Source organism: Streptomyces sp. DSM 118878 (assembly GCF_052936595.1).
The window spans coordinates 900,126-923,332 of record NZ_CP193622.1 but is presented as its reverse complement, the minus strand read 5'-3'; the positions used below and the strand labels follow the sequence as shown (position 1 = coordinate 923,332).

At 69.6% G+C, this 23,207-nt stretch carries 1 protein-coding gene and 2 pseudogenes; 2 read left to right on the top strand and 1 reads right to left on the bottom strand.

Going from position 1 to position 23,207, the window contains the following annotated elements; genetic code table 11:
- Nucleotides 1–634: 634 nt before the first annotated feature.
- Nucleotides 635–1,888 (top strand): annotated as a pseudogene (locus tag ACRAKF_RS03945) (beta-ketoacyl [acyl carrier protein] synthase domain-containing protein); the annotation flags it as partial.
- A gap of 27 nt (nucleotides 1,889–1,915) precedes the next feature.
- Here the strand turns inward: ACRAKF_RS03945 and ACRAKF_RS03940 are convergent.
- On the bottom strand, nucleotides 1,916–2,167 hold the full coding sequence (locus tag ACRAKF_RS03940) for a hypothetical protein (protein ID WP_447042303.1): 252 nt from the start codon (nucleotides 2,165–2,167) through the stop codon (nucleotides 1,916–1,918).
- 144 nt (nucleotides 2,168–2,311) lie between these two features.
- Here ACRAKF_RS03940 and ACRAKF_RS03935 point away from each other — a divergent pair.
- Nucleotides 2,312–23,200: pseudogene (locus ACRAKF_RS03935) on the top strand (type I polyketide synthase); the annotation flags it as partial.
- Nucleotides 23,201–23,207 lie beyond the last annotated feature (7 nt).

Genomic DNA, 23,207 nt, shown 5'->3' with positions numbered 1-23,207 from the left:
TCGACTCATTCGGATGTGCACGGCCATGCAGAAGAACGTGCATACGTATTGTCCGTCGAACGCCGGTGCTGCGGCCAAGGGATGGGGTGATAGGTCCGGAGTGGGGTTGAGGCGCACCATCAGCGTCGGTAACGTAATGCTTCGTGCTTGCCCGTATACGCGATGCCATACGTCGGGCGCGAGCCTCATGAGGCGGCGGCCTTGCGATGTGAGAAGTCCCGCCAGGCTGCAGTGATTCTGGATCGTTGCCGACGGAATGTCAGGTCTGACAAACCCGATCGCTTGGTGAGGACTGCTCGTTCTAGTGGAACGCTATCGTGTGGTTTCTTGCCGAGATGTGGCGGGAAATAGAAGCATTCCGAACGGCTCGTATTGCGGGCAGGGGGATAAGAGGCGATGAGGCTTTCCTCTGTTGCGTCGGAACCTTCGATCCCTGGCTGCCGAGCTTTCTCAGGGCGGGTTCATCGGGATCGGCCTGCCCCAGCGATCGTCGTCCGGCCGAAGCCAGTTCTCCCGTATACGGGTACTGCCAATGACACACCGCCTGGCTGAGGGCCGGCGACCGCATCGGGGGCGCAGGCGGTAGCGCGGGGCTCCGATTTCTGACGCTGACAAGAGGGGCGAGGGTCGAGAGATGAGCAAGCAGGGGCAGGGGCAGGAGCAGGGTCAGTGGGAGTCGGCAGAGAGTCGTTTCACTGGTGAGCACCGCGAGCGCTGCACTCCCGCCGTGTCAGCCGGCCTTCAGCACGCCAAGACTACTGAGGCTGCTGAGGCCGCCAAACCGTTGCCGTCCGACGAGCCGATCGCTGTGGTGGGGATGGCATGTCGGTACCCGGGGGGAGTCTCGTCTCCTGAGGCGCTGTGGGAATCGCTGGTGGGGGCGGACACCGCGATGTCCGGCGCTCCGACTGATGGGATCGGAGGCCTCGAAGGACGGAACGTACCGAACCCGCGGCGACCGGCGCCCTCTTCGGCGTACGAAGGTGAACACCCGGGTACCGACGATGCGTTGGGGTCGACCCATCTCGGGGCCGGGACATCCCCGCGGCCGACGTCGGAGGCGAGCCGCCATCAGCTGCTGCTGCACCTTGTCCGCCAGGCGGTAGGGCAGGCGGATATCGAACCGATCGCGCTCCGAGGCAGTCACCTCGGGATTTTCGTGGGAGCTACCTCGTTCGTGGGAGCTGCCTCGGATGATCGAGCTGTGGACGACCACGCGGCGCCGGTCGGTGACGGTGCCTCGTTGCCGGTCGGCGACGTGGCCGGCGACGCCGCCAGCCAAGTGGCACAGACCTTGGGGGTGGAGGGGCCGAGCGTCGGCTGTGACACAGGAGACTCGTCCTCCTTGGTGGCGCTTCATGTGGCGTGTCAGGCGCTGCGGTTGGGCGAATGTTCCATGGCCGTGGTCGGCGGGATGGCGGCGGCGACCGCGCCAGGCGCGTGGGTGGCGGACGGCGGAGAGGACGAGCAGGACACGGACGGGGAGCGGCGTACGGCATTCGTGTCTCAGCCCCGGGCCGGTGGCGCGCAGGGTGAGGGCGCGGCCGTGCTGTTGCTGGAGCCGTTGTCACGAGCGCGGCGCGATGGCCACCAGGTGCTGGCGGTGGTACGGGGAAGCGCGGTGTGCCAGGTCGATGTTGGTAATGGCTCGTCCGCCTCGGGCACCCTCTCGCGGGAGGCAACGATCCGTCGGGGCCTCAGCGACTTGGGACTGGTGGTGACCGATGTCGACGCCCTGGAGCTGCACGGCGCGGGCATGGTGCTGGACGATCCGACCGATGCTCAGGCGCTGCTGACAGCCCACGGTCAAACGCGTACCGCTGAGCTACCTCTGTGGTTGGGATCGGTTGAGCAGGCCCTCGGTCGTACGGGGGCCGCGGCTGGTGTGCTGGGCGTGGTCCGAATGATCATGGCGCTACGGCACGAACTGCTGCCCACGACGTTGCGTGTCGGCGTGACGGTTTCGCTTGCCGACTGCCCCACCGATGCGCGGCCGTGGCCTCGCGCCCACCGGCCTCGTCGTGCGGTCGTGGCTTCCTGCGGCGTGGGGGAGGCCAACGCCTACGTGATTCTTGAGCAATCTCCCGTCGACGGCGTAGAACCAGCCGATCATGCCGATCATGCCGATCACGCCAGTCCTGTCGATCACGCCGATCACGCCGATCACGCCGGTCCTGTCGAGAAAGGCGTGAACGAGTGCGTGTCGGCCCCGCAGGCAGGAATGGCCCCGACACCGGATCAGGCGGTACTGCCCTCGGTACTGGCGTGCCCTGATTCGGTGCCAAGCGGTGTCGCCGATTCGGAGCCATGGGATGTCGGATGGTCGCTGGCCACCACGCGTACCACCTTCGAGCACCGTGCGGTCGTCCTCGGCCGCGACCGGGATGAACTGATCGCGGGGTTGCGACGGTTGGCAGCCGGCGAGCCAACTGGAGGGGTGGTCGCAGGGAAGGCGGAGGCTTCGGCGGGGAAGGTCGTCTTCGTCTTCCCCGGCCAGGGTTCGCAGTGGGCGGGTATGGCAGCCGATCTGCTGGATGCCTCGCCGGTGTTCGCCCAGCAGATCGCCGCCTGTGAGGAGGCGTTGGCCCCGCATGTGGACTGGTCCCTGACCGGCGTGCTCCGCCAGGCCGCTGATGCCCCGGGGCTGGAGCGGGTGGACGTCGTACAACCCGTGCTGTTCGCCGTCATGGTGGCACTGGCCCGCATGTGGCAGGCCTGCGGCATCCACCCTGATGCCGTCATCGGCCACAGCCAGGGAGAAATCGCCGCCGCCCACATCGCCGGAGCCCTCACCCTCACCGACGCCGCCACCACCATCGCCCTGCGCAGCCAAGCCCTCGCCCAACTCGCCGGCCAAGGCGCCATGTGCTCGGTGACCCTCTCCGAAGAACAAACCCGACACCACCTCACCACCTGGCCCGGACAACTCTCCATCGCCGCCGTCAACGGACCCCACAACGTCATCGTCTCCGGCGACCCCCACACCATCGACCAACTCCTCACCCACTGCACCGAACACAAGATCCGCGCCCGCCGTATCCCTGTCGACTACGCCTCCCACAGCGCCCATGTCGAAGCAGTCGAAGGCGAGATCCGCGAGAGCCTGGCCCACCTCACTCCGGCCGCACCCCGTATTCCTCTCCTGTCCACCGTGACGGGCCAGTGGATCACCGGGCCCGTCATGGACGCCGGGTACTGGTACGACAACCTCCGCCGGCCCGTCCACTTCCACCAGGCCCTGTGCACTCTCACCGCCGAAGGCCACCACACCTACATCGAAACCAGCCCCCACCCCGTCCTCACCCACACCATCCACGACACAGCCGACACCGCCACCGGTGGCGGCACCGACACCGTTGGCGGTGGCGCGGGTGGCAGTGCGGGTGTGGATACGGGTGCGGGCGGCGGGTCCGGTGCTGTGGGGGCCGAGAGGGCGGAGGGTGCCGGGGGGACTGTCTCACCGGTGGTACTGGGCACGTTGCGCCGCGATGAGGAAGGCCCCCGCCGGTTCCTGGCCTCCCTCGCCGAGGCCCACACCCACGGCCTGCCCGTCACCTGGCAGCCCGTGCTCACCGGCGCTGCCTCCCGCCGGGTCGAGCTGCCGACCTATCCCTTCCAGCGCCGGCGGTACTGGCTCGATGCCCCGGCCCCCCATCCCGCGGACGGCCGCGCACGGCCGGGCGCGGAAGAGACGGCGGAGGCCGGGTTCTGGGAGACGGTGGAGCGGGGCGATTTGGCCGCACTGAGCCAGACCCTGGCCCTGCCCCCCGGCGAGGAACACCGCACCGGCCTGGACACCCTCCTGCCCGCCCTGGCCACCTGGCGCCGGAACCAGCGCCAACGCGCCACCCTGGACACCTGGCGCTACCACCTCACCTGGAAACCTCTCCCCACCCGGCCCGATACCGCTGCGGCGCGGGGGACGTGGCTGGTCGTCATTCCCGCGGGCACGGACACCGACCCGGCCGTCACCGCATGCCTGCAAGCACTCCACGACCTGCAGCAGACCACCCACATCCTGGAAATCGACGCCACCACCACCCACCGCGAAGACCTCACCACCCACCTCACCACCCACCTCACCCCAGCCACCGACACCGGCACCGGGGCCAGCCCCGGCGCAGGGGCGGGTGATGTTCCGCCGGTGGGGGTCCTGTCCCTGCTGGCCCTGGCCACCGGCGTCCACACCGATGCGCCCACCCTGCCCGCGGGGCTGTGCGCGACGCTCCACCTCCTGCAAGCCGTGCACGACGCCGGCCTGCCCGCACGCCTGTGGTGCGTCACCACCAGCGCTGTCACCACCCACCCCGCCACCGACCCCCTCACCCACCCCGACCAGGCCATGATCTGGGGCCTGGGCCGCGTCGCCGCCCTGGAACACCCCCACCACTGGGGCGGCCTCATCGACCTCCCCACCACCCTCACCCCCACCACCCAAACCCACCTCACCACCACCCTCCACCACACCCTCACCGCTACCGAACCCCGCCAACCACGCGAAGACCAGCTCGCCGTACGCGCCCACGGCATCACCACCGCCCGCCTCACCCACACCCCACCCACCACCACAACCGGACCCCCGGCCGGACACACCACCCCACAGCCCTGGCAGCCCGACGGCACCATCCTGATCACCGGTGGCACCGGCGCCCTCGGCACCCACATCGCACGCCACATCGCCACCACCCACCACAACCACCCAAACACCACCCACACCACCACCCCCCACCTCCTACTCCTCAGCCGTCGAGGGCCCGACGCCCCCGGCGCGGCCGAGCTGCACGCCGAGCTCACCGCCCTCGGTGCGGAAGTGACCATCACCGCCTGCGACACCACCAGCCGCCAGGCCCTGGCCGACGTCCTTGCCGCCGTTCCGGCCGAGCGTCCCCTCACCACCGTCATCCACGCGGCAGGCGTGGGGTTGACGGCGCCTCTTGTGGAGATGGGAGTGGAGGATGTGGCGGCGGTTGCTGATGCGAAGGTGGTGGCGGCGCGGTATCTGCATGAGTTGACGCGGGATGTGCCGGTGTCGGCTTTCGTGGTGTTCTCGTCGGGTGCTGGGGTGTGGGGCGGGGGTGGTCAGGGTGGTTATGCGGCGGCGAATGCGTTTTTGGATGGGCTGGTGGCGTACCGGCGTGGTGTGGGTTTGTGTGGGACGTCGGTGGCGTGGGGTGCGTGGGGTGGTTCGGGGATGGCGGTGGAGGAGGGGTTTGCTGAGCGGATGCGGCGTCGGGGTGTGCGGGTCATGGAGCCCGGTTTGGCTGTGGCGGCGTTGTGGGATGCGGTGGAGCGGGGTGAGGGGTGTGTGACGGTCACGGACATGGACTGGCCGCGGTTCGCCCGGGCGTTCACCTCGGTGCGTCCCTCCCCGTTGATCAGTGATCTTCCCGAGGTCGTTGCTGTGGGCGAGCGGCCGGGGGAGCGGGGTGAGGCAGCGGACGCGGAGCGGGATGCCACGGCGGGGCTGCGGCAACGACTGGGCGAACTCACCCCCGCGGAACAGGACGAGGCCCTCCTTGACCTCGTACGCACCCACGCCGCAACCACCCTCGGACAGGCCACCCACGAGGGCATGGAGGCGGAACGCGCCTTCAGGGATGTTGGGTTCGACTCGCTGACGGCTGTCGAGTTGCGTAACCGGCTGCGTACGGCCACGGGACTCGCACTGTCCACCACCGTGGTGTTCGACTACCCCACACCCTCCGCCCTCGCCCACCACCTGCGCGAAGAACTCCTGGGGCGCCGGCCTGCCATCACCATGCCCGCATTGCCCACGTCGGTCACCGACGAGCCGATCGCGGTGGTAAGCATGGCCTGCCGGTACCCGGGCGGCGTCACGTCGCCTGAGGCGCTGTGGGATCTGGTGGAGGCAGGTGGGGACGCGGTCTCGGAGTTCCCGGCTGATCGCGGCTGGGACTTGAAGGGCTTGTACGACCCCGACCCGGAGAAGGTGGGCAAATCCTACGCGCGCGAGGGGGGCTTTCTGCGAGACGCCGCGTGCTTCGACCCGGCGTTCTTCGGCATCTCCCCGCGTGAGGCGTTGGCGATGGACCCGCAGCAACGGCTGCTGATGGAGGTCGCTTGGGAGGCCCTGGAGCGAGCGGGGATCGATCCCACGTCGCTCAAGGGCAGCCAGACGGGGGTCTTCGCCGGTTCGAGCGGTGGTGACTACGCCACGTTCCTGAGCAAGGCTCCGGCGGAAGTCGAAGGGTACCTGCTGGCGGGTAATGCCAGCAGTGTGGTGTCGGGCCGGGTGTCCTACACGTTGGGGTTGGAGGGCCCGGCGGTCACGGTGGACACCGCGTGTTCGTCGTCGCTGGTGGCGCTGCACCTGGCGTGTCAGTCGCTGCGTAACGGTGAGTGCTCCCTCGCTCTGGCCGGCGGGGTCGCGGTGATGGCCACGCCCGGCGTCTTCGTGGAGTTCAGCCGGCAGCGCGGGCTGGCTCCTGACGGGCGGTGCAAGGCGTTCGCTGCTGGGGCTGACGGCACCGGCTGGGCCGAGGGCGCGGGCATGGTGCTGTTGGAGCCGTTGTCGTTGGCGCGGCGCAACGGACATCCTGTGCTGGCGGTGGTACGAGGGAGCGCGGTCAACCAGGATGGGGCGAGCAACGGCCTGACGGCTCCGAACGGTCCTTCGCAGCAGCGGGTGATCCGGCAGGCCCTGGCGAATGCGGGGCTGGTGGCGGCCGATATCGATGCCGTGGAGGCGCACGGGACAGGGACGACGCTCGGGGACCCGATCGAGGCCCAGGCGGTGTTGGCCACCTATGGTCAGGGACGTCTTGGCGAAGAGCCCCTGTGGCTCGGGTCGTTGAAGTCCAACATCGGGCATACCCAGGCCGCGGCAGGCGTGGCCGGTGTCATCAAGATGGTGATGGCCCTGCGGCACGGACTGCTGCCCAAGACCCTGCACGTGGACGAACCCACCCCGCACGTCGACTGGACCAGCGGGGCAGTGTCACTGCTGACCGAACCCCAGCCCTGGCCGCGCACCGACCGCCCCCGCCGCGCGGGTATTTCGGCCTTCGGGGTGGGAGGGACCAACGCTCACCTCATTCTTGAGCGACTTTCCCACCCCGAAGGAGAGCAGGCGGCGGCAGCTGATCCAGACGTTCCCGCGACGGGAACGGAGTCGGCCGTATCACCGCAGACGAACCCTGCCACCTGCCTGCCGGTGGTGCCGTGGGTGATCTCCGGGCGTGGTGAGCAGGCGGTGCGGGAGCAGGCGGCCCGGCTGCGGGCGCACCTGCGCGACCGGCCGGACTGGCAGCCGGTGGACGTGGGCTGGTCCCTGGCCGGCGGCCGGGCATGCTTCGAGGACCGTGCGGTCGTCCTGGGCCACGACGCGGACGAACTGCTGCACGCACTCCAACAACTCGCCGCCGGAGAAGCGGACGGCACACACGTGATCACCGGCACCACCACCGCCGCCGGCGGTGCCGGGAGGGGGCAGGGCCGCGGCCGGGGGCGGGTTGCGTTGTTGTTCACCGGGCAGGGTGCGCAGCGGCTGGGGATGGGGCGTGGGCTGGCCGAGGCCTTCCCCGTCTTCGCCCGTGTGTGGGACGAGGTGTGTGAGCACCTGGAGGGTGAGCTGGAGGGAGTGGGGGAGTACCGGCTGCGGGAGGTGGTGTGGGCCGAGCCCGGCACCCCCCAGGCCGCACTCCTGGACCACACCCTCTACACCCAGACCGGTCTGTTCGCCGTGGAAGTAGCCCTCTTCCGGCTGCTGGAACACTGGGGGGTGCGCCCCGACTACCTCCTGGGCCACTCGGTGGGTGAACTGGCCGCCGCCCACGTGGCCGGCGTGTGGTCACTGGCGGACGCCTGCACCGTGGTGGCCGCCCGCGGCCGCCTCATGCAGGCCCTGCCCCCCGGCGGGGCCATGCTGGCCGTGGAAGCCGACGAAGCCACCATCACCCACGCCCTCACCCCCTACCACGGACAGGTGTCCCTGGCAGCGGTCAACACCGCACACGCCATGGTCGTCTCCGGCGACAGCGACGCCCTCACCACCCTGCGCCGGCAATGGCAGGACGCCGGCTACCGCACCACACCCCTCCGCGTCAGCCACGCCTTCCACTCCCACCACATCGACCCCATGCTGGAGGACTTCCACACCATCATCGAACACACCACCCGAAACACCCCCACCCTGCCCGTCCTGTCCAACCTCACCGGACAGCCCCTGACCACCGAACAGGCCCGCTCCCCCCGCTACTGGACCAACCAGGCACGCACCACCGTCCGCTTCCACGACGCCCTCCACTGGCTCACCCAGCACCACACCACCACCTACCTCGAACTCGGCCCCGACGCCACCCTCACCCCCCTCACCCACACCACCACCACCACCGACAGCGGTACCCCAACCGCAACCACCGACAGCACCAGCACAGCCACCCCAACCGCCCACCCCCCGGTCATCGCCCCCCTCCTGCGCCGCGACCGCCCCGAGGCAGCCACGCTCCTGAACGCCCTGGCCCACGCCCACGTACGCGGCATGCCAGTCGCCTGGGACAAGACCCTGGCCGACACCGGAGCCCGCCGGGTGGAATTGCCGACCTACGCCTTCCAGCGTCAGCGTTACTGGCTCAGTGCTGCTGGTGGGGTGGGGGATGTGGTGGCGGCGGGGCTGGAGGCTGCCGAGCATCCGCTGCTGCAGGCGGCGGTTCCGCTGGCTGATGGTGACCGGTATGTGTTCACCGGGCGTCTCGGGCTGTCCACGCATCCGTGGCTGGCCGACCACACCATTCACGGCACGGTTCTTCTGCCGGGTACCGCTTTCGTCGAACTCGCCCTGCACGCCGGGGCCCGGGCTCACTGTCCCCATCTGAAGGAACTCACTCTTCATGCTCCGCTGATCCTCACGCACGAGGCCACCACCCAGCTCCAGCTCACCCTCAACCCGCCGGACACCGACGAGCACCGCGTCCTGACCATCCACTCCCGCATCCAACCCCACCCCGGTTCCCCCGGTTCTTCGGGCGTCGGCGACGACACCGGTGCCGGTCCCGCGGGCCCGGCCTGGACCCACCACGCCACGGCCACGCTCACCACCACGCCCGCCGTGGACAGCGGCGTTGCGGATACGGTGCCGGATGGGTGCTGGCCTCCGGATGGTGCCCGGCCGCTGGACCTCAGCCACCTCTACTCCCGCTTGGCAGATGCCGGATTCGACTACGGGCCCCTCTTCCAAGGACTCCACACCGCCTGGCAGCACCAAGAACACCTCTACGCCGAAATCACCCTCCCCGACACCCACACCCCCCACGCCGACACCTACCTCCTCCACCCCGCACTCCTCGACACCGCCCTCCACACCCTCGCCGCATGCGCTCACTCCGACAACCCAACCCAGCCCCAGCCCCATACCGAATACCAACTTGCCGCCTCTTGGCAGGGCCTCACCCTTCACTCCCTCGGAAGCCACACTGTTCGCGCCCGGATCACCCCCACCGCTCCGAACACCGCCGCCATCGCCCTCACCGACATCACCGGCGCACCCGTCGCCACCATCGACAGCGTCACCACCCGCCCCCTAACGCCCGAACAACTCGCAGCTGCTCGGCCCGCTACTCCCGACAGCCACCTCTACCGTCTCCAATGGTCCCCTCAACCGGACGCATCTCCCGGCGCACTCGCCGCCATCGAATCCTCCGAGGAGCGATGGGCCGTCATCGGTGAGGACCCCTTCCACCTCGCCACCGCTCTGCCCACCGCCGAGACCCACACCGACCTCGACGCCCTCATCCACACCCTCGACAACACACCACCCCCCACCCGCGCCCTCCTGACCGTCCACGACTGGCACACCCCACCCACCACACCCACATCCTCAACCGTCTCCGATGCCGGTGGTGCCTGCCGTGACGGCGACCGGCCCCAGGACAGGGCCCGACGCGATGCCACCGCCGTGCACACCGTCGCCCAACGCCTCCTCGCCTGGCTCCACACCTGGCTCAACGAACCCCGCCTCTCCGACACCCGCCTGACCATCGTCACCCAACACGCCCTCACCACCGCCCCCCACGACCCCGCACCCGACCTCGCCCACGCCCCCATCTGGGGCATGATCCGCACCGCCCAAACCGAACACCCCCACCGCTTCCACCTCATCGACCTCGACACCCACCCCCACACCCACACACCCACCCACCTCACCACCACCCTCCACACCACCGAACCCCAAACCGCCCTCCGCCACGGCACCCCCCACACCCCCCACCTCACCCCCCTCACCACCACACCACCACCCACACCCCCCGCACCCGACCCGCACGGCACAGTACTCATCACCGGCGGCACCGGAACCCTCGGCTCACTCCTCGCCCGCCACCTCGTCACCCAGCACGGTGCCCGCCACCTCCTCCTCCTCAGCCGCCAAGGCCCCAACGCCCCCGGCGCCACAGACCTCCACACCGACCTCACCCACCACGGCGCCCACGTCACCATCACCGCCTGCGACACCGCCGACCCCACCGCACTCACCCACGCACTCGACACCATCCCCGCCGAACACCCCCTCACCGCCGTCTACCACACCGCCGGCACCCTCGACGACGGCATCCTCACCAGCCTCACCCCCGAACGCCTCACCACCGTCCTGCGGGCCAAAGTCGACACCGCCCTCAACCTCCACCACCTCACCCAGCACCACCACCTCACCCACTTCACCCTCTACTCCTCCTCCTCCGGCATCTTCGGCGCACCCGGCCAAGCCAACTACGCCGCCGCCAACGCCTTCCTCGACACCCTCGCCCACCACCGCCACACCATCCACCAACCCGCCCACTCCCTCGCCTGGGGGCCACAGGAGATCTCCACCAGCAGCACGGCCGGTCGCTCCGCTGCCACCGATCAGCACCGCACCATCCACGCCGGCACCGGCGACCACCATGGTGTCAACGGCATCGCCACCCTGACTGGGCAACAGGTGCTTGACCTCCTGGACGCGGCTCAAGCCACCCACCTTCCTTTGACTGTTCCCGTCCACCTCAACCTTGCGGTCCTACATCGACAGGCCCACGAATCCGAGCCTCACCCGCTGCTCCGCAGCCTCGTCCCGGCCCCGCGTCATGCCGCCCCGCGTCGTGCCGCCTCCAGCGCTGACACTCTTCGCCGACGGCTGGCGGGCCTTGCGTCCGCCCAGCGGCGTGCTGCTCTCCTCGAGCTTGTCCGTACGCACGCAGCCGCCACCCTCGGGCACACGACTCCCGACGCGATCCCGGAGAGCCACGCCTTCTCCGACCTCGGCTTCGACTCCTTCACCGCTGTCGAACTGCGCAACCGGCTCGCCGAATCAACCGGGCTTCGGCCGCAGGCAGCTCTGCTCTTCGACCACCCGACACCCACGGCCCTTGCTGACTACCTGCACGATGAGATCTCGGGTACCGCGAGAGCGCAGGGCGCACGTCCGATCTCCAAGTCCCTCCCGTTGATGGATGAAGCCATCGCGGTGGTGGGCATGGCCTGCCGCCTGCCGGGCGGTGCCTCGTCTCCTGAGTCCCTCTGGGACTTGGTCGCGGCGGGAGGTGATGGCATCTCCGGCTTTCCGACCAACCGCGGTTGGGACATCGACGGCATCTACGATCCAGACCCGGATCGGCCCGGCAAGACGTACGTCCGTGAGGGCGGATTCCTGCACGAGGCGACCGATTTCGACCCCGCCTTCTTCGGGATCTCTCCGCGCGAGGCTCTGGCGATGGACCCCCAGCAACGGCTACTGCTGGAAACCGCCTGGGAAGCCGTGGAAAGCGCCGGGATCGACGCGACCTCGCTCAAGGGAACCCAGACCGGAGTCTTCGCGGGTGTCGCGTCGCAGGAGTACGCCCCGCGTTATCTGGATGCCCCTGGCGGCGTCGAGGGGTACCTACTGACCGGCAACATCACCAGCGTCGCCTCCGGCCGGGTGGCGTACGCCCTCGGACTGGAGGGCCCGGCGGTCACCGTGGAGACGGCATGTTCGTCGTCCTTGGTGGCACTGCACCTCGCCTGCCAAGCCCTACGAAACGGCGAGTGCTCCCTCGCTCTCGCGGGCGGGGTGACGGTAATGGCCACGCCGGGTGTGTTCGTGGAGTTCAGCCGGCAGCGCGGGCTGGCTGCTGACGGGCGCTGCAAGACGTTCGCGGCGCATGCGGACGGGACCAGTTGGGCTGAGGGTGCGGGGGTGTTGCTGTTGGAGCCGTTGTCGTTGGCGCGGCGCAACGGGCATCCGGTGCTGGCGGTGGTACGAGGGAGCGCGGTCAACCAGGACGGGGCGAGCAACGGACTGACCGCTCCGAACGGTCCCGCACAAGAACGGGTGATCCGGCAGGCCCTGGACAGCGCCGGTGTGGCGGCGACCGACATCGACGCGGTCGAGGCCCACGGCACCGGCACCAAGCTCGGCGACCCCATCGAAGCCCAGGCACTCCTGGCCACCTACGGCCAATACCGCACCACGGACAACCCCCTGTGGCTCGGGTCGTTGAAGTCCAACATCGGGCATACCCAGGCCGCGGCAGGCGTGGCCGGTGTCATCAAGATGGTGATGGCCCTGCGGCACGGACTGCTGCCCAAGACCCTGCACGTGGACGCACCCACCCCACACGTCGACTGGACCAGCGGGGCAGTGTCCCTGCTGACCGAGCCCCGGCCCTGGCCGCGCACCGACCGCCCCCGCCGCGCAGCCATCTCCTCCTTCGGCGTCAGCGGCACCAACGCCCACCTCATCCTCGAAGACGCCCCCACCACCGACGAACCGACCGACCCCGCGCCCACGCCCGCACCCACATCCGCCCCCGCTCTCGCCTGCCTGCCGGTGGTGCCGTGGGTGATCTCCGGGCGTGGTGAGCAGGCGGTCCGGGAGCAGGCGGCCCGGCTGCGGGCGCACCTGCGCGACCGGCCGGGCTGGCAGCCGGTGGACGTGGGCTGGTCCCTGGCCGGCGGGCGGGCATGCTTCGAGGACCGTGCGGTCGTCCTGGGCCACGACGCGGACGAACTGCTGCACGGACTCCAACAACTCGCCGCCGGACAGTCGGACGGCACACACGTGATCACCGGCACCACCACCACCGGCACCGCCGCCGCCGGTGCCGGTGCCGGTGCCGGGAGGGGGCAGGGCCGCGGCCGGGGCCGGGTTGCGTTGTTGTTCACCGGGCAGGGTGCGCAGCGGCTGGGGATGGGGCGCGGGCTGGCCGAGGCCTTCCCCGTCTTCGCCCGTGTGTGGGACGAGGTGTGTGAGCACCTGGAGGGTGAGCTGGAGGGAGTGGGGGAGTACCGGCTGCGGGAGGTGGTGTGGGCCGAGCCCGGCACCCCCCAGGCCGCACTCCTGGACCACACCCTGTACACCCAGACCGGCCTGTTCGCCGTGGAGGTGGCGCTCTTCCGGCTGCTGGAACACTGGGGGGTGCGCCCTGATTACCTCCTGGGCCACTCGGTGGGTGAACTGGCCGCGGCCCACGTGGCCGGCGTGTGGTCACTGGCGGACGCCTGCACCGTGGTGGCCGCCCGCGGCCGCCTCATGCAGGCCCTGCCCGCGGGCGGGGCCATGCTGGCCGTGGAAGCCGACGAAGCCACCGTCACCCACGCCCTCACCCCCTACCACGGACAGGTGTCCCTGGCAGCGGTCAACACCGCACACGCCATGGTCGTCTCCGGCGACAGCGACACCCTCACCACCCTGCGCCGGCAATGGCAGGACGCCGGCTACCGCACCACACCCCTGCGCGTCAGCCACGCCTTCCACTCCCACCACATCGACCCCATGCTGGAGGACTTCCACACCATCATCGAACACACCACCCGCCACACCCCCACCCTGCCCGTCCTGTCCAACCTCACCGGACAGCCCCTGACCACCGAACAGGCCCGCTCCCCCCGCTACTGGACCCACCAGGCACGCACCACCGTCCGCTTCCACGACGCCCTCCACTGGCTCACCCAGCACCACACCACCACCTACCTCGAACTCGGCCCCGACGCCACCCTCACCCCCCTCACCCACACCACCACCAACACAACCATCAGCACCCCAACCGCCCACCCCCCAGTCATCGCCCCCCTCCTGCGCCGCGACCGCCCCGAGGCAGCCACGCTCCTGAACGCCCTGGCCCACGCCCACGTACGCGGCATGCCGGTCGCCTGGGACAAAACCCTGGCCGACACCGGCGCCCGCCGGGTAGAACTGCCCACCTACGCCTTCCAACGCCAGCGCTACTGGCTCAGTGCTGCTGGCGGGGTGGGGGATGTGGTGGCGGCGGGGCTGGAGGCTGCCGAGCATCCGCTGCTGCAGGCGGCGGTTCCGCTGGCTGATGATGACCGGTATGTGTTCACCGGGCGTCTCGGGCTGTCCACGCATCCGTGGCTGGCTGATCACACCATTCACGGCACGGTTCTTCTGCCGGGTACCGCTTTCGTCGAACTCGCCCTGCACGCCGGGGCCCGGGCTCACTGTCCCCATCTGAAGGAGCTCACTCTTCATGCTCCGCTGATCCTCACGCACGATGCCACCACCCAGCTCCAGCTCACCCTCAACCCGCCGGACACCGACGAGCACCGCGTCCTGACCATCCACTCCCGCATCCAACCCCACCCCGGTTCCCCCGGTTCCCCCGGTTCTTCGGGCGCCGTCGACGACACCGGTGCCGGTCCCGCGGGCCCGGCCTGGACCCACCACGCCACGGCCACGCTCACCGCCACGCCCGCCATGGACAGCGGCATTGCGGATACGGTGCCGGATGGATGCTGGCCTCCGGATGGTGCCCGGCCGCTGGACCTCAGCCACCTCTACTCCCGCTTGGCAGATGCCGGATTCGACTACGGGCCCCTCTTCCAAGGACTCCACACCGCCTGGCAGCACCAAGAACACCTCTACGCCGAAATCACCCTCCCCGACACCCACACCCCCCACGCCGACACCTACCTCCTCCACCCCGCACTCCTCGACACCGCCCTCCACACCCTCGGGCTGAACGACTCCGAGCACGACTCGGAGGCACAGGCCATCGCGAGTCGTGTGCCGTTCCGTTGGAGCGGCGTCTCCGTGCATGCCGCAGGTGCCCGTTCCGTGCGAGTGCGCGTGACACCGACCGCGCACGACACGGTCATGTTGGCCCTGGCCGACACTAATGGCACACCCGTAGCCACCATCGAGGGTCTGACCACCCGCCCGCTGGCCCCCGAACAACTCGCATCCATCCACCCCACCGTTCCCGACGACCACCTCTACCAGCTCCAATGGATCCCCCAACCCGCCATCTCCACCACACCCGGCACCGCCACCACCTCCAGCGCCACAACTCCCACCGCCACACCCCCCAGCGCACTCGCCGCCATCGAATCCTCCGAGGAGCGGTGGGCCGTCATCGGTGAGGACCCCTTCCACCTCGCCACCGCCCTGCCCACCGCCGAGACCCACACCGACCTCGACACCCTCATCCACACCCTCGACAACACACCACCCCCCACCCGCGCCCTCCTGACCGTCCACAACTGGCACACCCCACCCACCACACCCACATCCTCAACCGCATCGTCAGCCGCGTCCGATGCCGATGGTGCCTGCCGTGACGGCGACCGGCCCCAGGACAGGGCCCGACGCGATGCCACCGCCGTGCACACCGTCGCCCAACGCCTCCTGGCCTGGCTCCACACCTGGCTCAACGAACCCCGCCTCTCCGACACCCGCCTGACCATCGTCACCCAGCACGCCCTCACCACCGCCCCCCACGACCCCGCACCCGACCTCGCCCACGCCCCCATCTGGGGCATGATCCGCACCGCTCAAGCCGAACACCCCCACCGCTTCCACCTCATCGACCTCGACACCCACCCCCACACCCACACACCCACCCACCTCACCACCACCCTCCACACCACCGAACCCCAAACCGCCCTCCGCCACGGCACCCCCCACACCCCCCACCTCACCCGCATGGCTGACGCCAAGTTGCTCGTTCCGCCCACCGACGGCTCACACTGGCGACTGGACTGCGCGGACAAGGGGTCCCTGGACAACCTCGCCCTCATCCCGTTCCCCGAAGCAGCACAGCCGCTGGCCTCCGGACAGGTTCGGATCGCGGTACGGGCCGCAGGACTGAACTTCCGGGACGTCCTCAACGCCCTCAACATGATCCCCAACGCCGGACCCATCGGCGTCGAAGGCGCAGGCACCGTCGTGGAGACGGCACCCGACGTCACCGACCTCTCTCCCGGTGACCGCGTCATGGGTCTCCTGCCCGGCGCCTTCGGACCCACCACGGTCACCCACCGCCTCAACGTGGCGCCCATCCCAGACGGTTGGGCTTTCCATCAAGCAGCGGCTATTCCCATTACGTATCTCACCGCGTACTACGCCCTGGTCGACCTCGCCGACCTCCACGCCGGCCAGTCCATCCTCATCCACGCCGGAACCGGCGGCGTCGGCATGGCAGCCATCCAACTCGCCCACCACCTCGGCGCCGAGGTCTACGCCACCGCCCACCCCACCAAGTGGGACACCCTGCGCGCCATGGGCCTGGACGACGACCACATCGCCTCCTCCCGCACCCTCGACTTCCGCCAGCACATCCTCACCACCACCCGCCACCACGGCGTCGACACCGTCCTGAACGCCCTCACCCACGACTTCATCGACGCCTCGCTCGACACCCTCCCGCGCGGCGGCCACTTCCTCGAGATGGGCAAGACCGACCTGCGTGACCCCCACGAGCTCGCCGAGACCCACCCCGGCGTCAGCTACCACGCCTTCGATCTGAGCGAGGTCGACGCCGAGCGGTTGCAGCAGATGCTCAACGAGGTGCTGGCCCTGTTCGCCTCCGGCGTGCTCACCCTTCCGCCCTTGACCACGTGGGACGTGCGCCAAGGCATTCACGCTTTCCGGCATCTCAGCCAGGCCCGCCACATCGGCAAAGTCGTCCTCACACTGCCCCCGCCCCCCACACCCGACCCGCACGGCACGGTACTCATCACCGGCGGCACCGGAACCCTCGGCTCACTCCTCGCCCGCCATCTCGTCACCCAGCACCGCGCCCGCCACCTCCTCCTCCTCAGCCGCCAAGGCCCCAACGCCCCCGGCGCCACAGACCTCCACACCGACCTCACCCACCACGGCGCCCACGTCACCATCACCGCCTGCGACACCGCCGATCCCACCGCACTCGCCCACGCGCTGGACACCATTCCCGCCGAACACCCCCTCACCGCCGTCTACCACACCGCCGGCACCCTCGACGACGGCATCCTCACCAGCCTCACCCCCGAACGCCTCACCACCGTCCTGCGCACCAAAGTCGACACCGCCCTCAACCTCCACCACCTCACCCAGCACCATCACCTCACCCACTTCACCCTCTACTCCTCCTCCTCCGGCATCTTCGGCGCACCCGGCCAAGCCAACTACGCCGCCGCCAACGCCTTCCTCGACACCCTCGCCCACCACCGCCACACCACCCACCAACCCGCCCACTCCCTCGCCTGGGGGCTCTGGGCCACCACCAGCACGATCACCGCACAACTCAACGCCACCGACCTCCAACGCATCAACCGCTCCGGCATCCACCCCCTCACCGACGACCAAGGACTCCACCTCCTCGACACCGCGCACACCACACCACACCCCCTCCTCATCCCCATCCACCTCGACCACACCACCCTCCACCGGCAAGCCCGACACACCACCCCCCACCCCCTTCTCCAACACCTCATCCCCACGACTCCCCAACTCACATCCACCCCCAGCCAACCCGCATCCGCCCTCACCAACGCCGACACCCTCCGCAATCAACTCACCCACCTCACACCCACCCAACAACACCAAACCCTCCTCAACCTTGTCCGCACCCACGCAGCCACCAGCCTCGGTCATGCCACACCCCACACCATCCACACGGACCACGCCTTCACCGACCTCGGCTTCGACTCCCTCACCGCTGTTGAGCTACGCAACCAACTGACCACAACCACGGGGCTCCAGCTCCCCACATCGCTGATCTTCGATTACCCGACCCCGACCGCCTTGGCTGACTACCTGTCCGCCGAACTGCTCCAAGAAGCACAAGACGCGCAGTCGCCGTCGGCACCCTCCGCGCCCTCCGCACCCTTGTTGGACGAGCCGATCGCGGTGGTGGGGATGGCGTGCCGTTATCCGGGAGGGGTGTCTTCGCCCGAGGCCCTGTGGGATCTGGTCGCCACGGCCACCGACGCCGTCTCTCCCTTCCCGACTGACCGCGGCTGGGACCTCGACGGCCTCTACGACCCCGACCCGGACCAGCCGGGCACGTCCTACGTCCGCGAGGGCGGATTCCTCCACGACGCCGCCGACTTCGACCCGGCCTTCTTCGGGATCTCCCCCCGCGAGGCACAGGCCATGGACCCCCAACAACGACTCCTGCTGGAGACCGCCTGGGAAGCCATCGAGTATGCGGGCATCGACGCGACGTCGCTCAAGGGAGGCTCAGCCGGTGTATTCACCGGAATGATGCACTCCGACTACGCGGTGCGGCTCACTACCGTCCCTGAAAGTCTCGAAGGGTACCTGGGCAACGGCAGTGCCGGCAGTGTCGCCTCCGGTCGACTCGCCTATACCTTCGGTTTGGAGGGTCCGGCGGTCACGGTCGATACCGCGTGTTCGTCGTCCTTGGTCGCCATGCATCTGGCCTGCCAGGCATTGCGGTCCGGAGAGTGCTCCATGGCCCTGGCCGGCGGCGTGACGGTGATGTCCACCCCCACCGGCTTCGTGGAGTTCAGCCGCCAGCGTGGTCTGGCCCCCGACGGCCGCTGCAAACCCTTCGCCGCCCACGCCGACGGCACGGCCTGGGCCGAAGGCGCCGGCATGCTCCTCCTCGAACCACTGTCACAAGCCCAGCGCAACGGCCACCCCGTCCTCGCCCTCGTACGCGGCAGCGCCATCAACCAAGACGGCGCCAGCAACGGACTCACCGCACCCAACGGCCCCGCCCAACAACGCGTCATCCACCAAGCCCTCACCAACGCCCACCTCACCCCCACCGACATCGACGCCGTCGAAGCCCACGGCACCGGCACCACCCTCGGCGACCCCATCGAAGCCCAAGCACTCCTGGCCACCTACGGCCAACACCGCACCACAGACAACCCCCTATGGCTCGGATCACTCAAGTCCAACATCGGCCACACCCAAGCCGCAGCAGGCGTAGCCGGCGTCATCAAAATGATCATGGCACTGCGGCACGAAACCCTGCCCCAGACCCTGCACATCGACGAACCCACCCCACACGTCGACTGGACCAGCGGGGCAGTGTCCCTGCTGACCGAACCCCAGCCCTGGCCCCGCACCGACCACCCCCGCCGCGCAGCCGTCTCCTCCTTCGGCGTCAGCGGCACCAACGCCCACCTCATCCTCGAACAACCCCCCACCACCGAGGAACCGGCCGACCCCGCACCAGGCGAGAAGGACGACACCCAGCAGGAAAGCGTCCTGCGCTCACCAGTACTGCCCTGGCTGCTCTCCGCCCGTACCGACGAAGCCCTACGCGCCCAGGCCCAGCGCCTGCACACCCACCTCCACCAACACAGCGAGCTCCCACCCGCCGACATCGCCTGGTCCCTGGCCACCACCCGCACCACCTTCGAGCACCGCGCAGTCATCCTCGGCCGCGACCGGAGTGAGATGACCGAAGGACTGCAACACCTGGCGACGGCGGAACCGGCCGGACAAGCGATCACCGGTATCGTCCACGACACCGGCAAAACCGTCTTCGTCTTCCCCGGCCAGGGCTCGCAGTGGGCGGGTATGGCGGCCGATCTGCTGGATGCCTCGCCGGTGTTTGCCGAGCAGATCGCCGCCTGTGAGGAGGCGTTGGCCCCGCATGTGGACTGGTCCCTGACCGGCGTACTCCGCCAAGCCGACGACGCTCCGGGGCTGGAGCGGGTGGATGTCGTGCAACCCGTGCTGTTCGCCGTCATGGTGGCACTCGCCCGCATGTGGCAGGCCTGCGGCATCCACCCCGACGCCGTCATCGGCCACAGCCAGGGAGAAATCGCCGCCGCCCACATCGCCGGAGCCCTCACCCTCACCGACGCCGCCACCACCATCGCCCTGCGCAGCCAAGCCCTCGCCCGACTCGCCGGGCAAGGCGCCATGTGCTCGGTGACCCTCTCCGAAGAACAGACCCGCCACCACCTCACCACCTGGCCCGGACAACTCTCCATCGCCGCCGTCAACGGACCCCACAACGTCATCGTCTCCGGCGACCCCCACACCATCGACCAACTCCTCACCCACTGCACCGAGCAGAAGATCCGTGCCCGCCGCATCCCCGTCGACTACGCCTCCCACAGCGCCCACGTCGAAGCAGTCGAAGGCGAGATCCGCGAGAGCCTGGCCCACCTCACCCCCGCCGCACCCAGTATTCCTCTCCTGTCCACCGTGACCGGCCAGTGGATCACCGGGCCCGTCATGGACGCCGGATACTGGTACGACAACCTCCGCCAGCCCGTCCACTTCCACCAGGCCCTGCACACCCTCACCGCCGAAGGCCACCACACCTACATCGAAACCAGCCCCCACCCCGTCCTCACCCACACCATCCACACCATCCACGACACCCACGGCACAGCCGACAACACAGCCGACTCGACGGCCCACGGGGCCGAACCAACCATCGAACCCCTCACCATCGGCACGTTGCGCCGGGATGAGGAAGGTCCCCGCCGTTTCCTGGCCTCCCTCGCCGAGGCCCACACCCATGGTCTGCCCGTCGCCTGGCAGGCCGTACTCGCCGGCGCCGCCTCCCGCCGGGTCGAGCTGCCGACCTATCCCTTCCAGCGCCGGCGGTACTGGCTCGATGCCCCGGCCCCCCATCCCGCGGACGGCCGCGCACGGCCAGGCGGACAGGAGTCGGCGGAGGCCGGGTTCTGGGAGACGGTGGAGCGGGGCGATTTGGCCGCACTGAGCCAGACCCTGGCCCTGCCCCCCGGCGAGGAACACCGCACCGGCCTGGACACCCTCCTGCCCGCCCTGGCCACCTGGCGCCGGCACCAGCGCCAACGCGCCACCCTGGACACCTGGCGCTACCACCTCACCTGGAAACCCCTCCCCACCCGGCCCGATACCACTGCGGCGCGGGGGACGTGGCTGGTCGTCATTCCCGCGGGCACGGACACCGACCCGGCCGTCACCGCATGCCTGCAAGCACTCCACGACCTGCAGCAGACCACCCACATCCTGGAAGTCGACGCCACCACCACCCACCGCGAAGACCTCACCACCCACCTCACCACCCACCTCACCCCAGCCACCGACACCGGCACCGGGGCCAGCCCCGGCGCTGGGGCGGGTGGTGTTCCGCCGGTGGGGGTCCTGTCCCTGCTGGCCCTGGCCACCGGCGTCCACACCGATGCGCCCACTGTGCCCGCGGGGCTGTGCGCGACGCTCCACCTCCTGCAAGCCGTGCACGACGCCGGCCTGCCCGCACGCCTGTGGTGCGTCACCACCAGCGCTGTCACCACCCACCCCGCCACCGACCCCCTCACCCACCCCGACCAGGCCATGATCTGGGGCCTGGGCCGCGTCGCCGCCCTGGAACACCCCCACCACTGGGGCGGCCTCATCGACCTCCCCACCACCCTCACCCCCACCACCCAAACCCACCTCACCACCACCCTCCACCACACCCTCACCCCCACCCCCACCGCACCCCACCAACCACGCGAAGACCAGCTCGCCGTACGCACCCACGGCATCACCACCGCCCGCCTCACCCACACCCCGCCCACCACCACAACCGGACCCCCCGCCGGACACACCACCCCACAGCCCTGGCAGCCCGACGGCACCATCCTGATCACCGGTGGCACCGGCGCCCTCGGCACCCACATCGCACGCCACATCGCCACCACCCACCACAACGACCCAAACACCACCCACACCACCACCCCCCACCTCCTACTCCTCAGCCGTCGAGGGCCCGACGCCCCCGGCGCGGCCGAGCTGCACGCCGAGCTCACCGCCCTCGGTGCGGAAGTGACCATCACCGCCTGCGACACCACCAGCCGCCAGGCCCTGGCCGACGTCCTTGCCGCCGTTCCGGCCGAGCGTCCCCTCACCACCGTCATCCACGCGGCCGGGGTGGGGTTGACGGCGCCTCTTGTGGAGATGGGAGTGGAGGATGTGGCGGCGGTTGCTGATGTGAAGGTGGTGGCGGCGCGGTATCTGCATGAGTTGACGCGGGATGTGCCGTTGTCGGCTTTCGTGGTGTTCTCGTCGGGTGCTGGGGTGTGGGGCGGGGGTGGTCAGGGTGGTTATGCGGCGGCGAATGCGTTTTTGGATGGGCTGGTGGCGTACCGGCGTGGTGTGGGTTTGTGCGGGACGTCGGTGGCGTGGGGTGCGTGGGGTGGTTCGGGGATGGCGGTGGAGGAGGGGTTCGCTGAGCGGATGCGGCGTCGGGGTGTGCGGGTCATGGAGCCCGGTTTGGCTGTGGCGGCGTTGTGGGATGCGGTGGAGCGGGGTGAGGGGTGTGTGACGGTCACGGACATGGACTGGCCGCGGTTCGCCCGGGCGTTCACCTCGGTGCGTCCCTCCCCGTTGATCAGTGATCTTCCCGAGGTCGCTGCTGTGGGCGAGCGGCCGGGGGAGCGGGGTGAGGCAGCGGACGCGGAGCGGGATGCCACGGCGGGGCTGCGGCAACGACTGGGCGAACTCACCCCCACGGAACAGGACGAGGCCCTCCTCGACCTCGTACGTACCCACGCCGCAACCACCCTCGGACATCTCACCACCGAAGACGTGGTGGCCGACCGCGGGTTCCTTGAGGCGGGGTTCGACTCGCTGACGGCTGTCGAGTTGCGTAACCGGCTGCGTACGGCCACGGGACTGGCACTGTCCACCACCGTGGTGTTCGACTACCCCACACCCTCCGCCCTCGCCCACCACCTGCGTGAGGCCTTCCAGGCTCATGTCGGTGCCGCGGCGAATGGCTCGCGTACCGAAAGCACGGGAGCAGCCGTGGTCGCCGCAGCTGAGTGCGGCGGTGGGCGGGAGGAGCGGGAGATCCGCGAGGTGGTGGCCGCCATTCCGGTGGCGAAGCTGCGACAGGCGGGTTTGCTGGACGCGTTGTTGCGGTTGGCCCAGCCGGATGGGCAGCGGTCCGCCCCGCGCTGGGACAACAAGGCGGAGGCGATTGACGAGATGGACGTCGACAGTCTCATCCAGATCGCGATGGACGACGCGGACCCCGCCTGATCTCTGC